Origin of the sequence: Telluria mixta, assembly GCF_029223865.1 — a bacterium.
Taxonomy (GTDB): Bacteria; Pseudomonadota; Gammaproteobacteria; order Burkholderiales; family Burkholderiaceae_D; genus Telluria; species Telluria mixta.
Window position 1 is genome coordinate 3,656,687 of record NZ_CP119520.1, and the last position, 14,697, is coordinate 3,671,383.

Consider the following 14,697-nt stretch of genomic DNA (forward strand, 5'->3'; position numbering starts at 1 on the left):
GAGAGAATGGTCATGATCCTGAAAAGCGATGCGATGCGCCTGATCGCGAACCGGATCGGCGTCGGGCTGCTGACGCTGCTTGCGGTGTCGGTGGTGGTGTTCGCCATCACCAGTTTGCTGCCGGGCGACGCGGCCCAGGCCATGCTGGGGCAGGAGTCGACGCCGGAACTGCTGGCGGCGCTGCGTGCCAGGTTCGGCCTGGACCAGCCCGGCTACGTGCGCTATGCCCGCTGGCTGGGCGGCATGCTGCTGGGCGACCCCGGCCATGCGCTGGCCAACGGCCTGCCGGTGGCCCAACTGATCGGCGCGCGGCTGCCCAATTCGCTGATGCTGGCGGCGGCCACGACGGCAGTCTCGGTGCCGCTGGCGCTGATCGTCGGCGTGACCAGCGCCATGTTCCGCGGTTCGTTGTACGACCGTGTGGTGAACATGGCCACCGTGTGGGTGGTCTCGGTGCCGGAATTCCTGATCGCCACGGTGGCGGTGCTTGTCTTCGCCGTCAAGCTGCACTGGCTGGCCGCCCTGTCGCGCCCGGACGACATCGCGACCCTGGGCCAGTTCATCCGCGTGTACGCCATGCCGGTGCTGACCCTGTGCTGCGTGATCGTGGCGCAGATGGCGCGCATGACCCGCGCCGCCGTGATCGACCAGCTGACGTCGTCCTATATCGAGATGGCGCGCCTGAAGGGCGTGCGGCCGGTGCGCATGGTGCTGACCCATGCCTTGCCGAACGCCGTGGGACCGATCGCCAACGCGGTGGCGCTGTCCCTGTCGTACCTGATCGGCGGGGTCATCATCGTCGAATCGATTTTCAACTACCCGGGCATCGCCAGCCTCATGGTCGACTCCGTGACCGTGCGCGACATGCCGGTCGTGCAAGCCTGCGCCATGCTGTTTTGCGCCGGTTACCTGGTGTTGCTCACCGCGGCCGACCTGGCCGCCATCCTGTCCAATCCGAGACTGCGCAAATGACGACTTCCGTACCGCCTTCCATCGTTCCCGCCGAGGCCAGGCGCAAGCCGCGCCGGCGCCTCTCCATCGCCGGCATGGCCGGCGCCACCGTGGTGGGGTTCTGGCTGCTGATGGCCGTGCTCGGCCCCTGGCTTGCACCGGATGACGCCGGCAACATGAACGGCGACGCGGTGTTCGCGCCCATCAGTGCGCAATATCCCCTGGGGGCCGACTTCCTCGGACGTGACATGCTGTCGCGGATCCTGCAGGGCGCGCCCTACACCGTCGGCGTGGCGCTGGCGGCGGTGCTGGTGGCCTGCATCGGCGGCACCGCGCTGGCCCTGTTCGCCGCGGCGCGCGGCGGCTGGTTCGACAGCGTCGTCAGCCGCATCGTCGACATCCAGCTCAGCATCCCGACCAAGCTGCTGGCGCTGATCATGGTCGCCGCGTTCGGCTCGTCGGTGCCGGTGCTGGTCCTGACGATCGGCATCGGCTACCTGCCCGGATCGTTTCGCATCGCGCGCTCGCTGGCCGTGAACGTGCAGGCCATGGAATACGTGCAGGCCGCCCGCGCGCGCGGCGAGGGCCTGGCCTACATCACGTTCCACGAGATGCTGCCCAACATGCTGCGCCCGGTGCTGGCCGACTTCGGCCTGCGCTTCCTGTTCATCGTCCTGCTGCTGAGCGGCCTGAGCTTCCTGGGCCTGGGCGTGCAGCCGCCGGACGCCGACTGGGGTTCGCTGGTGCGGGAAAACATCATCGGCCTGAGCGAAGGGTCGCCGGCCGTGATCGTGCCGGCCATCGCGATCGCCACCCTGACCATCGGCGTGAACATGGCCATCGACGGGTTTGCCGGCCGCAAGCGCCGTGGAGCGTGACATGAACGAACTGGTCAAGGTATCCGGCCTGCGGGTCACGGCGCGCAACGACCTGGATGAGGAAGTCACGATCGTCCACGACGCCGCGTTTTCGATCAACAAGGGCGAGGTGCTGGCGCTGATCGGCGAATCCGGCTCGGGCAAGAGCACCATCGCGCTGGCGCTGATGGGCTATGCGCGTGGCGGCTGCCGCCTGGCCGGCGGTACGGTCAGCGTGGCCGGGCACGAGATGCTCGCGCTCGGCGAGCGCCAGCTGGCCGCGCTGCGCGGGCGCACCGTGGCCTATATCGCGCAAAGCGCCGCGGCGTCGTTCAACCCGTCCAGGCGCATCATGGACCAGGTGATCGAGAGCGCGCTGATCCACCGCCTGATGCCGCGCGCGGCGGCCGAGGCCAAGGCGGTCGAACTGTTCCGCGAGCTGGCCTTGCCCGACCCGGAGAACATCGGGCAGCGCTACCCGCACCAGGTGTCGGGCGGCCAGCTGCAACGCCTGATGGCGGCGATGGCGCTGATCACCGATCCCGAACTGGTGATCCTGGACGAGCCGACCACGGCGCTGGACGTGACCACGCAGATCGAGGTGCTGCGCGCCTTCAAGAAGGTCGTGCAGGAGCGCGGCAGCACGGCGGTGTACGTCTCGCACGACCTGGCGGTGGTGGCGCAGATGGCGGACCGCATCGTGGTGCTGCGCCACGGCGAGATCCAGGAAAACGGCGCGACGGCGCAGATCCTGTCCGCGCCCGCGCACCCCTACACGCGCAGCCTGCTGGCGGCGATCGCGCCGGCGGCGCGACAGGCCGCCGTGCAGGTCAAGGCGCCGCAGGCGCGGCCGCTGCTGGAAGTGCGCGGCCTGGCGGCGCGCTACGGCACGGGCAAGGGCGGGGCGCCGGTCAAGCGCGTGCTGGAGGACATCGACCTGGCGATCCCGCGCGGCGCCACCATCGGCGTCATCGGCGAATCCGGTTGCGGCAAGACCACGCTGGCGCGCGCGCTGGCCGGCATGGTGGCGCCATCGCAGGGCCAGATCCTGCTGGACGGGGACGCGCTGGCGCCGACGCTGGAAGGGCGCACGCGCGAACAGTGCCGGCGCATCCAGTTCGTGTTCCAGAACGCCGACACCGCGCTCAACCCGCGCCATTCGATCGAGCGCATCCTGGGCCGCCCGCTCGAGTTCTACCACGGCATGACTGGCGATGCGCGGCGCCGGCGCGTGCTGCAATTGCTCGACCTGGTGAAGCTGCCGGCGGCCGTGGCCGGGCGCCTGCCGGGCGAACTGTCGGGGGGCCAGAAGCAGCGCATCAACCTGGCGCGCGCGCTGGCGGCGCAGCCGGACCTGATCCTGTGCGACGAAGTCACGTCGGCGCTCGACACCGTGGTGGGCGCGGCGATCCTGGAACTGATGGCCGAACTGCGCAGGGAACTGAACGTCTCGTACATGTTCATCAGCCACGACATCAACACGGTGCGGTCCATCTGCGACGAGATCGTGGTGCTGTATGCGGGGCGCAAGGTCGAGTCGCGCAGGCGCGAGGCGCTGGCGGCGCCGCCGTTCCACCCGTATTCGCACCTGCTGATCTCGTCGGTGCCGGTGCTGCGGCGCGGCTGGCTGGAGGACGTGGAAGGGCGCACGCCGGCGGCGTTGCCGCCGCTGCTTGCGGCCAGCCCGGTGCCGGACATGTGCGCCTTCATCGACCGCTGCGCGCTGCGGATGGAGGGCGTGTGCAACCGCCTGCCGCCGCCGCGCCGCGAGCTCGACGACGGCGGCAGCATCCTGTGCCACCACGGCGCGGCCACGCTGCGCGCATTGCAAACGCCGCTGGGCGTGATCGAAGGGGAAGTCGCATGAGTCAACGATTTGTCCGCCTGGGCGAAACGAACCGGAGGCAGGTACGGATCAAGATCGACGGGCGTCCGGCCGACGCCCTCGAGGGCGACACGCTGCTGGTGGCGGTACTCGGCAACGTCGGCCAGTTGCGCGAGTCGGAATTCGGCGACGGCAAGCGCGCCGGCTTTTGCCTGATGGGCGCCTGCCAGGATTGCTGGGTGTGGACTGCCGACGGCGCGCGCCTGCGCGCCTGCACTACCGTGGTGGAAGAGGGAATGCATATCGTAACGACACAACCGGAGGCGACATGGCCCAACCTCGCGTAATCGTGATCGGCGCCGGCCCCGCCGGGGTGCGCTGCGCCGAAACCCTGGTGGCCGCCGGCCTGCGCCCGACGGTGATCGATGAAAACCGCCGCGACGGCGGCCAGATCTACCGCCGCCAGCCGGACAATTTTACGCGCCCGTACGCCAAGCTGTATGGCACCGAGGCCGGGCGCGCGCAGGCGCTGCACGAGAGCTTCGATGCGCTGCGCGGCCGCATCGATTATCTGCCGGAGACCCTGGCCTGGAATATTTTCGAAGGCGAGGTGCACGTGGCGCACGACGGGCACACGCGCAGTCTTCCCTACGACGCGCTGGTGATCTGTTCCGGCGCCACCGACCGCCTCATGCCGGTCAAGGGCTGGCATTACGCCGGCACCTACAGCCTGGGGGCCTCGCAGATCGCCCTGAAGGCGCAGGCCTGCGCGATCGGCAGCCGGATCGTGTTCATGGGTACGGGACCGCTGCTGTACCTCGTGGCCTCCCAATATGTGAAAGCCGGGGCCACGGTGGCCGCGGTGCTCGATACCTCGCCGCTGATGCGGCGCGTCGCGGCGCTGCCGAAATTGCTGGCGCGCCCACGCCTGCTGCGCAACGGCTTCGTCCTGATGGCCGGTCTCAAGCGGGCGGGCGTGCCGGTGCTGACCGGGATTACGCCGGTGGAAATCGAAGGTTCGCCCGACACGGGCGTGCACGGCGTGACGTACAAGGATGCGCAGGGTCGGACCCGCACGCTGGCATGCGATGCGGTCGCCATGGGCTACCACCTGCGCCCGGAAACGCAGCTGGCCGACCTGGCGCGCTGCGCATTCCGCTTCGACCAGGAAACGCACCAATGGCTGCCCGAAGTGAGGGAAGACGGTCGCACGTCGGTGGCGGGCGTCTACCTCGCCGGCGACGGCATGCGCGTGCTGGGTGCCGACGCGGCCGAGATCGGTGGCAAGCTGGCCGCGATGGCGGTACTGAAGGATTTCGGGCTGGCGGTGCAGGACGACGCGCTGCGGCGCTTGCGTGCCGAACAGGCCCGCATGGAACGCTTCCGCCAGGGACTGGCGCAGGCATTTCCGTGGCCGGTGGAGCAGGCGGCGCAGTTGCCGGACGACGCCATCGTCTGCCGTTGCGAAGCGATCACGGCCGGCGAACTGCGCCGCGTGGTGTGCGAGATGGGCGCGCGCGAAGCCAACCGCGCCAAGGCGTTCAGCCGCGTCGGCATGGGACGTTGCCAGGGACGATATTGCGGCCACGCGGGTGCGGAAGTGATTGCCGCCGCCGCCGGCGTGCCGGTGGAAGTGGTCGGGCGCCTGCGCGGCCAGGCGCCCGTCAAGCCGCTTCCGATCGCGATCCAGAAGGAGACCGTATGAGCCAGCACTCGGCCGATGTCGTGATTGTCGGCGGCGGGATCATGGGTGCCTCCGCCGCATTCTTCCTGCGCCAGCGCGGCCGCTCGGTCATCCTGCTCGAACGCGGGCTGATAGGCCAGCAGGCCAGCGGCGTCAACTTCGGCAACACGCGCCGCATGGGCCGCGCGCTCGGCGAACTGCCCCTGTCCAACCGCTCGCGCGAGATCTGGCTGAAATTCCCCCAGCTGTTCGGCGAGGATGCCGAGCTGCTGTTGAACGGCCACTTGCGTGTCGGTTTCCTTGCGGAGCACGAGGAGCGCATGCAGCGCTATGCGCAGGATGCCCGCGACTATGGCATCGGGATGCAGATGATGAGCGCGAAAGCGCTGCACGAGCGCTTTCCCTATCTGGGACCGGACGTCGTCGCCGGTTGCCTGGCGCCCAACGATGGCCATGCCAACCCGCGGCTGGCGGCGCCGGCCATCGGGCGCGCGGCCGCGCGCGCTGGCGCGCAGGTGCTGGAAAATACCGAGGTCCTGCACGTCGAGAAGGATGGCGGCGAGTTTCGCGTGAGCGCGGCCGACGGCCGCGTGTTCCGCGCGCCCGTGGCGCTGATCACGGCCGGCGCCTGGGGCGACCGCATCAGCGCCGGTTTCGGCGAGCCGGTGCCGATGATCGTCAAGGCGCCGCAGATGGCCGTGACGGAACCGGTGCCCTACGCCATCGGACCGACCACCGGCGCGATCTCGGACACGCCGGCGCCGGGGGTCTACTTCCGCCAGGTCGCGCGCGGCAACATCGTGATCGGCGGCGGCGGCCATGAACCGGTGGACATGGTGAACCGGCGCGCCTACGTGAATCCGATGCGCACGCTGATGAAGCTCGCGCAGGCGCCGCGCGTGGTCCCCGCGTTCAGGCACCTGAGCATCATCCGCGTCTGGGCCGGCATCGAAGGTTATATGGACGACAGCCGGGGTGTGATGGGGCCGAGCGCACGCGTGCCCGGCCTGTACTACGCGTTCGGTTTTTCCGGCGAAGGTTTCCAGCTCGGGCCGGGCGTGGGCGACGTGATGGCGGAACTGATCGCCACCGGTGCTACCAGCACGCCGATCGACTACTTCGATATCCGGCGCTTCGAGAAGGTTCTCGCGTAAGCGCGTACCGGCAATCGTCCGCATGGCGGCGCGGTCTTTCATGGACCGCGCCGCTTTTTTTTGCGGCGCTGTCCGGCCACGTCGCGTGGCGGCGCAGGCGATATGCCGGGCCCCACTCAATTCCAAAGAATCTGCTGCGGTCTCCTTGCAAAACAGCATATCGACGCCCCGGAAATCCGTACGATCATAGGCTGTTGCCCCGTCACTGTCCCGTCACCCGAGGAGATCAAGAACCATGTCGTTCAAACCCAAATTCATCAGCTTCGACTGCTATGGCACGCTCATCAATTTCGAAATGGGCCCGACCGCGAGGCGGCTGTTCGAAGACCGCGTGCCGGCCGACCGGATGCCGGCCTTCCTGCACAGTTTCAGGTTTTATCGTCTCGATGAAGTGCTGGGTGCGTTCAAGCCGTTCTTCGACGTGGTCGCCAATTCGATCCAGCGCACCTGCCATGCGCACGGCGTCGAATACCGCCCGTCCGATGCGACCGCGATCTACGACGCGGTCAAGACCTGGCAGCCGCATCCGCACGTCGTCGAGACGCTGCAGGCGATCGCGCAGCAGATTCCGCTGGTGATCCTGTCGAATTCGATGGTCGACCTGATCCCGCACAGCGTGGCCCACCTCAAGGCGCCGTTCCACGCCGTCTATACCGCGGAAGAAGCGGACGCGTACAAGCCGCGCGCCCAGGCGTTCGAATACATGTTCGACCGGCTCGGCTGCGGCCCGGAGCAGATGGTGCACGTGTCGTCGAGCTTCCGCTACGACCACATGACGGCGTTCGACCTCGGCTTCAAGGGCCAGGCGTTCATCGACCGCGGCCACGAGTCATGGTGCGAAGGCTATGGCGTGCAGCGCCTGGCCGACTTCCGCCAGCTCGCCGAGATGGTCGGCGTGGCGCTCCCGGCGCAGCGGGCCGGATGATGAACGACAACGGAGCCATGGCGGCGGCCGCGTTGAGTACCGCCGCGCCCAGCCTTGCCATGAGCGAGGCGGCAGACCTGGCCGGCCGCCTGTACGGCATCCATGGCACGGCCACGCCGCTGGGCGGGGAGCGCGACCAGAACTGCACCATCGAGACGGTGGATGGCGCTCGTTACGTGCTCAAGATCAGCAATCTGTCCGAGCCCGTGTCCGTGGTCGATTTCCAGATCGCCGCGCTCGAGCATATCGCCCGCGTGGCGCCGGGCCTGCCGGTGCCGCGCGTGGTGCGCACGCTCGAAGGCGACACCCGCGGCGTGGCCACACTGGCCGGCGGGGGGAGCGCGTTCGTACGCATGCTCACCTATCTCGATGGCGTCCAGATCCGCGAGACGCCGCGCACCGCGTCGCAACGCCGCGCCATGGGCGCGACGCTGGCGGCGCTGGATCTCGCGCTGCGCGATTTCACCCATCCCGGCGCGACGCACGACCTGTTGTGGAACGTGTCAGCGGCGCACCGCCTGAGTGCGAAGCTCGAAGGCATCGCCGATCCGCCGCGCCGCGCGCTCGCCGAAGCCTTCATGCAGCGCTTCGTCGAGCACGTCCTGCCGCGCCTGGCGAAGGTCAGGGCTCAGGTCATTCACAACGACTTCCACCTCTACAACGTCCTGGTCGCCCCTGACGACCATGAACGGATCGCCGGCGTGATCGACTTCGGCGACATGCTGCACGCGCCGCTGGTCGGCGAAGTGGCGACCGCCGCGGCATTCCACATGACCGGCAATGCCGACCCGTTCGAAGGGCCGGCGCAGTTCGTCGGCGCATACCACGCGGTGTTGCCGCTGACGCCGGTCGAGCAGGAGATCGTGGCCGACCTGATGGTGACGCGCCACCTCGTCACTGCACTCATCTCGGAATGGCGCGCCGTGCGCTACCCGGAAAACCGCGCCTACATCATGCGCCACAACCCCGCGGCGTGGGAAGCCTTGTCGCAATTCGCCGACATCTCGCGCAACGAGGCGCGCGACCGCTTGCTGGCCGACATTCAACGCAAAGGAAACCAATGAACAGCACCATCGACCTCAACATGGTCAACGCGTACATCCCGGGCCGCGTCGACGTGGGACCCGCCACCGCCGCCATGATCGCGCGGCGCGATGCGTTGCTCGGGCCGGCCTACCGCCTGATGTACGAGCATCCCCTGCACATCGTGCGGGGCGAAGGCGCATGGCTGATCGATCCGGACGGCCGCCGTTACCTCGACGTCTACAACAACGTCGCCTCGCTCGGGCATTGCCATCCGGCCGTGGTCGAGGCGATCTGCCGCCAGGCCGGCACGCTCGCAACCAATACCCGCTACCTGCACGACACGATCCTGGAGCTGGCCGAACGCCTGCTCGCGACGGTGCCGGACACCGGGCTGGCGCATCTGATGCTCACCTGTTCCGGCAGCGAGGCCAATGATCTGGCCTACCGTATCGCCCAGGTCCGCACCGGTGGGACCGGCGTGATCGTGACCGAGACCGCGTACCACGGCTTCACCGACGCCGTCGCGAAATTCTCGCCGTCGCTGGGCGTGTCGGTCGACCTGGGCGCGCACGTTCGCATGGTGCCGGCGCCGCGCCAGTACCATGCGCGCGACGCCGACGTCGCCGACCGTTTTACCCGCGACGTCGAGGCGGCGATCCACGACCTGCGGCGCCACGGCATCAAGCCGGCGGCCCTCATCGTGGATTCCGTATTCACCAGCGACGGCATCCTGCCCGGACCGGCGGACTTGCTGAAGGGCGCGGTCGAGGCGATCCAGCGCGCCGGGGGCCTGTTCATCGCCGACGAAGTGCAGCCGGGCTTCGGCCGTACCGGCGAGCACATGTGGGGCTTCCAGCGCTACGGCGTGCTGCCGGACATCGTCACGGTGGGCAAGCCGATGGGCAACGGGCAGCCGATCGCGGGCTTGATGGCCACCACCGATGCGGTGGCGCAGTTCGGCAAGAATTCGCGCTACTTCAACACCTTCGCCGGGAATACCGTCTCGTGCGCGGCCGCACTGGCCGTGCTGGACACGATCGAGAAAGAGGGGCTGGTGCGGCATGCCGCCGAGGTCGGCAAGATCCTGCGCGAGGGGATCGCCGAGCTGGCCGGCCGCCATGCAGCCATCGGCGACGTGCGCGGCGTGGGCATGTTCGTCGGGGTCGAACTGGTCTCCGACCGCGCGGCGCGCACGCCGGACCGCGAGCTCACGACCCGCGTCGTCAACCGCATGCGCGACCAGGGCGTCCTGCTCAGCGCCTGCGCGATGGGTCATAATGTGCTCAAGATCCGCCCCCCGCTGGTCCTGACGGCTGAACAGGCGGGCATGGTCATCGCCGCGCTGGATGACGCGTTGACGACGGCGCAAGCGTAATCATCGGAATCGAATCATGGACAACCCGGCTTCCCTAGACCAGTTCGACGTCAAGATCATCGAGCACCTGCAGCGCGAGGGGCGCTGTTCGAACGTCGATCTCGCCAGGCGTGTCGGACTCAGCGAAAGCCCATGCCTGGCCAGGACCAGGCAATTGCAGGAAACCGGTGTGATCCAGGGCTACGGCGCCGAGGTCGCGCTGGACAAGCTGGGTGCCCATGTCATCGTGTTTTGCGAAGTGACGCTCGCCAGCCATCGCTCGCAGGACTTGCGCAAATTCGAAGCGGGCGCCGCCAGGTATGGGGAAATCGTCGAATGCTACAACATCTGCGGCGGCTACGATTACCTGCTGAAAATCGTCGCGCCCGGCGTGGCGCATTTTCAGGCGCTGATGGAGCGCCTGCTGGACGACGAACTCGGCATCGCAAAATTCTCCAGCCGTATCGTCTTGCGTGAGCCGCTCGCCCGGCGCGAGGTGCCGCTGAGAGTCATCCTCGGCGCGAAGAACAGTTGGGAATGAGCTGATTCTCTGCCGAAGTATGCAAGCATCTGCTACGGGTCCGGAGCCCGACCGCAGAAAATACTTCTTGAACGAACTTACAATATTGCAATGGCTCGCCGGTAGGCCATTCACCAGAACCTCAAGGACACCTCCATGCGCGATTCCGACATCATCCTTCCGCCGTCCGCCGACCTCCGGTGCGGTTTTTCGCGCCGCGACGTCCTGCGCAGCCTGGTAGCTGGAGGCATGATGACCGGCACCGCGGGCGCCCTGCTGACGCACGCCGGCGCCGCGCTGGCGCAGACGCCGAAGAAGGGCGGGCGTCTCCGCGTGGCCGCAGCCGCCAGTTCGACCTCCGATACGCTGGATCCCGCCAAGGGCGGCACCATCGCCGACTTCGTGCGTCATTTCATGTTCTACAACGGCCTGACCGCGATCGACGCCGGCCTGAATCCCCGGATGGAACTGGCCGAGTCGATGGATACCACGGATGCGGTGACGTGGTCGGTCAAGCTGCGCAAGGATGTGGTCTTCCACGATGGCCAGGCCTTGACCGCGGCCGACGTGGTGTACTCGTTGCTGCGCCAGAAGGACCCGGCCACCGCGTCCAAGGCCAAGGCCATCGCGGACGGATTTGCTGACGTCAAGGCGGCGGGTCCGAACGAAGTGACGATCGTGCTGAACACGCCCAATATCGACCTGCCGCTCTTGTTGGGCACCTCGAATTTCCTCATCGTCCGGGACGGCACGCGGGATTTCACCACCGCCAACGGGACGGGCCCGTATCGATGCAAAGAGTTTCGTCCGGGCATACGTTCGGTCGGCGTCGCCAACAAGACCTACTGGAAACCGGGCAAGCCCTACCTCGACGAGATCGAATACTTCGCGATTCCCGACGAAGCGGCGCGCGTGAACGCGCTGCTGTCGGGTGACGTCGACCTGATCAATGGCGTCAATCCGCGCTCGGCGCGGGCCGTGAAGGGGGCGGACGGCTACACCCTGTTCGAATCAAATACGGGCAATTACACCGATCTCATCCTGCGTGACTACCTGGGTCCGGTGAAGAATCCGGACTTCGTGCTGGCGATGAAATACATGATGGACCGGGAACTCATCCGCAAGGTGGCGATGCGGGGCTATGCGGACATCGGCAACGACCAGCCGGTCCAGCGCACCAGCAAATATTATTTCGAGGGCCTGCCGCAGCGTGCGCTGGACCTGGACAAGGCAAGGTATCACTTGCGCAAGTCGGGTATGGCCGGCAGAAAGCTGCCGATCGTCGCATCCACGCCCGCGACCGGTTCGGTCGATACGGCGCAGGTCTTGCAGCTGACCGGGCAAAAGATCGGCATGCATCTGGAGATCAAGCGCATGCCGCCCGACGGCTATTGGTCGAACCACTGGGCCAAGCATCCTATAACGTTCGGCAACATCAATCCGCGTCCCACGGTCGACCTGCTGTTCACGATGTTCTTCAAATCGACGGCGCCGACGAACGTCTCGGGCTGGAAGAACGCGCAGTTCGACCAGCTGCTGGAACTCGCGCGTGGCGAGACCGACGAGGGCAAGCGCAAGCAGATGTATGCGGACATGCAAGTGCTGGTGCGCGACCAGTGCGGCGTCGGCATCCCGATCTTCAACCACTCGCTGGACGGCTTCACCAACAAGCTGCAAGGCTATGCATCGCACCCGCTAGGCGGCCTGATGGGGTACGCCTTTGCCGACCAGGTGTGGCTGGAGAGCTAGAGCTGACCGCGGCCGATTATGCCGCGCACGCCCCCGAATACCAATGATTCTATGGAGCGGGGGTGCGAAAACGGCCTTGTCGAGCATGCCTTCCATGGTCTACTGCATGAGTCAATCACGCCACGACCATCGAAAGCCCAGACCATGCCGACCTCTCTTCCCGCCGCGGCCACGCCGCCATCCTTCGTCGACCTGCGCCAGTTTGCGCGCGACCCGAACCAGGGCAATGCCATGGCGGCGGTGCCCGGCGCAGACCGTTTTCTTGCCGGCCGCCGCTGCCTGGACCGGGTACCGGGGCCGGTGACCGCGGGCGTCATCACCCTCGGGGCCGGCGGCGGCGCGGTGCCGTCCATGCCGGCCGACGAATTCATCATCGTCGACGAGGGACGCCTGACCCTGTCGTACCCGGACACCATCCTGACACTCGAAGCCGGCCAGAGTGCGGTGATCCAGCAGGGCGCGGCGTTCTCCTGGTCCGCCGACCGTCCGGCATCGTTGATCTTCGTGCGCTACAACGGCAGCCAGCCCGGCCAGCGCGCCATCGTGCCGATCAAGCAGGACCCGCAACTCGAACCATCCGGCGCGCCGCTGGCCGAACTGCTGCTGACGCCGACGCCGGCGTGCCGCAACTACACCGACTACCGCTCCGCCGACGGCGAGTTCATGTGCGGTACCTGGGATTCGACACCGTACCACCGCCGCGCGATGCTGTACCGCCATTTCGAACTGATGTACCTGCTGCAGGGCAGCGTGACGTTCGTCGACGGGACGGGCCGCGAGGGCACGTTCTCGGCAGGCGACATCTTCCTCGTCGAGCAGGGCGCAACGTGCAGCTGGGAGAGCCGCGACCAGGTGGCGAAGGTGTATGTAATTTATCGGCCGGTGTGAGCGCCATGAGCTTCGTCTACAAAGCCGACCCGGTGCGCGGCGCCGTCTGGGCCGAACTGTTTGCCCGCCAGATGCCGGAACTGCCGTTTCGCATCTGGCCCGACATTGGCGACCCGCGCGACGTGCGCTACCTGGCGGCGTGGCAGCCGCCGGACGACATCGCGGCCCGATTTCCCAACCTGGAAATCCTGTTTTCAACGGGGGCGGGCACCGATCACGTCGATCTCTCCGCCATTCCCGCGGCGCTGCCGGTGGTGCGTATGGTGGAGTCCGGCATCATCGCCGGGATGGTCGAGTACGTGAGCCTGGCCGCGCTGTCCATCCATCGCGACTGGCGCACCTACCTGGAGCAGCAGCGCAACGGGAACTGGCAGCCCCATCGCGTGCACCCTGCCGCGTCGCGCCGCGTCGGCGTGCTCGGCCTCGGCATGCTGGGGCGCGCCGTGCTGGAGCGCCTGTCCGGCTTCGGCTTTTCCTGCGCGGGCTGGAGCCGTTCGCCGCAACACATCGAGGGCGTGGCATGCCATGCCGGCCCGGAGCAATTGCAGGCATTCCTGAAGCGCACGGACATCCTGATCTGTCTGTTGCCCTTGACGGACAGCACACGCGGCATCCTCTGCAGGCCGCTGTTCGACCAGTTGCCGCGCGGCGCCACCCTGATCAATGTCGGCCGCGGCGGCCACCTGGTCCAGGAGGACTTGCTGCAGGCGCTGGAGGAAGGGCAACTGGGCAGCGCCATCCTCGATGTGTGCGAACCGGAACCCCTGCCGCCGGGCCATCCGTTCTGGACCCATCCGCGGGTGACCTTGACGCCGCACATCGCCAGCATGACCCAGCCGGAAACCGCGGTCGAAGCGGTTATCGGGAATATCCGCCGCCACCGGCAAGGCTTGCCGATGATCGGTCTGGTCGACCGGGTGACCGGTTACTGATTGTCGAAGGACAGGCAATGCAAACGCAGTGGATTCGCACGAAGGGGACAGGCGGCCATGGGCTCTTGCCGATGGCGTCGTTGCCGGTGCGGTGGCCGGTCAAGGCAGGGTTCGCCGCCCTGTTGCTGGCGGGGTTGCTGCCCACTGCGCAGGCGACCGAGGACACCGATACGCCCGGCGCACGCAACTGGGAGATCAACATCGTTGCCAGCGGCGAGCGCACGGCCGGCAGCCGCGAATATGCGGTGCCCGCCGTGGACGTCAATTACGGACTGAGCGAGCGGACCCAGCTCGTGCTGGCGATCCCGCATCTGATGCTGCGCCAGCCTGGAACGGATACACGGTCGGGTCTGGGGTCGGCGACGGTCGGGCTCAAATGGCGCTTCGTCGACCTGGAGCCGGCTGGCGTCGCCCTCGCCATGTTTCCTGCCTATAGCTGGAATCCGTCGGCCAGCGCGGTCGAACGCGGTTTGAGCGATCCAGGCCACAGCCTGCTGCTGCCGCTGGTGCTCGGGGTCCACCGCGGCGACAACGCCTTGTTCGTCGAGGCCGGCCGCAACCTGGTACAGGCGGGGGCGGACGAGTGGTTCGCCGGCGTCAGGCTGACGCGCCAGTGCATGGCGACGGTCGAGTGCCGCGTCGAAGTCGACCACACGCGGGTCGCGCGGGAGGGCAGCCAGACGCTGGCGAGCGTCGGGTTCAAATGGCGAGTGGCCGAACACCTCATCCTGCAGGGCAGCGTTGGCCGCGACATCGGCCCGGCGCGCGACGACAAGCGCCAGGTCGCATTCATGTTCGGCATCCAGCTGTTGCTGTGACAGACATCGCCGGC

At 67.5% G+C, this 14,697-nt stretch carries 14 protein-coding genes; all 14 read left to right on the top strand.

The features are described 5' to 3' along the window. The first annotated feature begins 18 nt into the window (after window positions 1–18). The 14 genes from P0M04_RS16285 (at window position 19) to P0M04_RS16350 (ending at window position 14,683) form a co-directional block, all read left to right on the top strand. On the top strand, window positions 19–972 hold the full coding sequence (locus P0M04_RS16285) for an ABC transporter permease (protein WP_259451716.1): 954 nt from the start codon (window positions 19–21) through the stop codon (window positions 970–972). After that, the gene (locus tag P0M04_RS16290) at window positions 969–1,829 is read left to right on the top strand and encodes an ABC transporter permease (protein WP_371877368.1); all 861 of its coding nucleotides are present in this window, start codon (window positions 969–971) and stop codon (window positions 1,827–1,829) included. Before P0M04_RS16285 ends, P0M04_RS16290 begins: the two co-directional genes overlap by 4 nt. A 1-nt stretch (window position 1,830) precedes the next feature. Further along, window positions 1,831–3,675, top strand: coding sequence for an ABC transporter ATP-binding protein (locus P0M04_RS16295; protein WP_259451529.1), 1,845 nt, complete (start codon window positions 1,831–1,833; stop codon window positions 3,673–3,675). Continuing rightward, the gene (locus P0M04_RS16300) at window positions 3,672–3,980 is read left to right on the top strand and encodes a (2Fe-2S)-binding protein (protein WP_259451528.1); all 309 of its coding nucleotides are present in this window, start codon (window positions 3,672–3,674) and stop codon (window positions 3,978–3,980) included. Before P0M04_RS16295 ends, P0M04_RS16300 begins: the two co-directional genes overlap by 4 nt. Continuing rightward, window positions 3,962–5,338 carry an FAD/NAD(P)-dependent oxidoreductase gene (locus P0M04_RS16305; RefSeq protein WP_259451527.1) on the top strand — a complete coding sequence of 459 codons (1,377 nt, stop codon included), beginning with the start codon at window positions 3,962–3,964 and terminating at the stop codon, window positions 5,336–5,338. Before P0M04_RS16300 ends, P0M04_RS16305 begins: the two co-directional genes overlap by 19 nt. Beyond that, on the top strand, window positions 5,335–6,471 hold the full coding sequence (locus P0M04_RS16310) for an NAD(P)/FAD-dependent oxidoreductase (protein WP_259451526.1): 1,137 nt from the start codon (window positions 5,335–5,337) through the stop codon (window positions 6,469–6,471). The genes P0M04_RS16305 and P0M04_RS16310 overlap by 4 nt, the downstream gene beginning before the upstream one ends. A 235-nt stretch (window positions 6,472–6,706) precedes the next feature. Further along, complete coding sequence (locus P0M04_RS16315; RefSeq protein ID WP_259451525.1) at window positions 6,707–7,396, top strand: haloacid dehalogenase type II; 690 nt, start codon at window positions 6,707–6,709, stop codon at window positions 7,394–7,396. Then, window positions 7,396–8,460 (top strand): phosphotransferase, encoded by a 1,065-nt coding sequence (locus P0M04_RS16320; RefSeq protein ID WP_259451524.1) that lies wholly within the window; start codon window positions 7,396–7,398, stop codon window positions 8,458–8,460. The genes P0M04_RS16315 and P0M04_RS16320 overlap by 1 nt, the downstream gene beginning before the upstream one ends. Beyond that, on the top strand, window positions 8,457–9,797 hold the full coding sequence (locus P0M04_RS16325; RefSeq protein ID WP_259451523.1) for an aspartate aminotransferase family protein: 1,341 nt from the start codon (window positions 8,457–8,459) through the stop codon (window positions 9,795–9,797). Before P0M04_RS16320 ends, P0M04_RS16325 begins: the two co-directional genes overlap by 4 nt. A 16-nt stretch (window positions 9,798–9,813) precedes the next feature. Beyond that, window positions 9,814–10,317 carry an Lrp/AsnC family transcriptional regulator gene (locus P0M04_RS16330; protein ID WP_259451522.1) on the top strand — a complete coding sequence of 168 codons (504 nt, stop codon included), beginning with the start codon at window positions 9,814–9,816 and terminating at the stop codon, window positions 10,315–10,317. Between the two features lie 135 nt (window positions 10,318–10,452). Then, window positions 10,453–12,045, top strand: a complete 1,593-nt coding sequence (locus P0M04_RS16335; protein WP_259451521.1) for an ABC transporter substrate-binding protein — start codon at window positions 10,453–10,455, stop codon at window positions 12,043–12,045. A gap of 144 nt (window positions 12,046–12,189) precedes the next feature. Then, window positions 12,190–12,933: a cupin domain-containing protein gene (locus P0M04_RS16340; protein ID WP_259451520.1), complete on the top strand. Its 744-nt coding sequence runs from the start codon at window positions 12,190–12,192 to the stop codon at window positions 12,931–12,933. 5 nt (window positions 12,934–12,938) lie between these two features. After that, entirely contained in the window at window positions 12,939–13,865 is a 927-nt protein-coding gene (locus P0M04_RS16345; RefSeq protein WP_259451519.1) for a 2-hydroxyacid dehydrogenase, read from the top strand. Window positions 13,866–13,999: 134 nt separating this feature from the next. Continuing rightward, window positions 14,000–14,683 carry a hypothetical protein gene (locus tag P0M04_RS16350; RefSeq protein ID WP_259451518.1) on the top strand — a complete coding sequence of 228 codons (684 nt, stop codon included), beginning with the start codon at window positions 14,000–14,002 and terminating at the stop codon, window positions 14,681–14,683. Window positions 14,684–14,697 lie beyond the last annotated feature (14 nt).

Bases quoted from the DNA above. Each gene is read 5' to 3' on its own strand.
- P0M04_RS16290 (WP_371877368.1), top strand. From the start codon at position 969: ATGACGACTTCCGTACCGCCTTCCATCGTTCCCGCCGAGGCCAGGCGC.
- P0M04_RS16295 (WP_259451529.1), top strand. From the start codon at position 1,831: ATGAACGAACTGGTCAAGGTATCCGGCCTGCGGGTCACGGCGCGCAAC.
- P0M04_RS16300 (WP_259451528.1), top strand. From the start codon at position 3,672: ATGAGTCAACGATTTGTCCGCCTGGGCGAAACGAACCGGAGGCAGGTA.
- P0M04_RS16305 (WP_259451527.1), top strand. From the start codon at position 3,962: ATGGCCCAACCTCGCGTAATCGTGATCGGCGCCGGCCCCGCCGGGGTG.
- P0M04_RS16310 (WP_259451526.1), top strand. From the start codon at position 5,335: ATGAGCCAGCACTCGGCCGATGTCGTGATTGTCGGCGGCGGGATCATG.
- P0M04_RS16315 (WP_259451525.1), top strand. From the start codon at position 6,707: ATGTCGTTCAAACCCAAATTCATCAGCTTCGACTGCTATGGCACGCTC.
- P0M04_RS16320 (WP_259451524.1), top strand. From the start codon at position 7,396: ATGAACGACAACGGAGCCATGGCGGCGGCCGCGTTGAGTACCGCCGCG.
- P0M04_RS16325 (WP_259451523.1), top strand. From the start codon at position 8,457: ATGAACAGCACCATCGACCTCAACATGGTCAACGCGTACATCCCGGGC.
- P0M04_RS16330 (WP_259451522.1), top strand. From the start codon at position 9,814: ATGGACAACCCGGCTTCCCTAGACCAGTTCGACGTCAAGATCATCGAG.
- P0M04_RS16335 (WP_259451521.1), top strand. From the start codon at position 10,453: ATGCGCGATTCCGACATCATCCTTCCGCCGTCCGCCGACCTCCGGTGC.
- P0M04_RS16340 (WP_259451520.1), top strand. From the start codon at position 12,190: ATGCCGACCTCTCTTCCCGCCGCGGCCACGCCGCCATCCTTCGTCGAC.
- P0M04_RS16345 (WP_259451519.1), top strand. From the start codon at position 12,939: ATGAGCTTCGTCTACAAAGCCGACCCGGTGCGCGGCGCCGTCTGGGCC.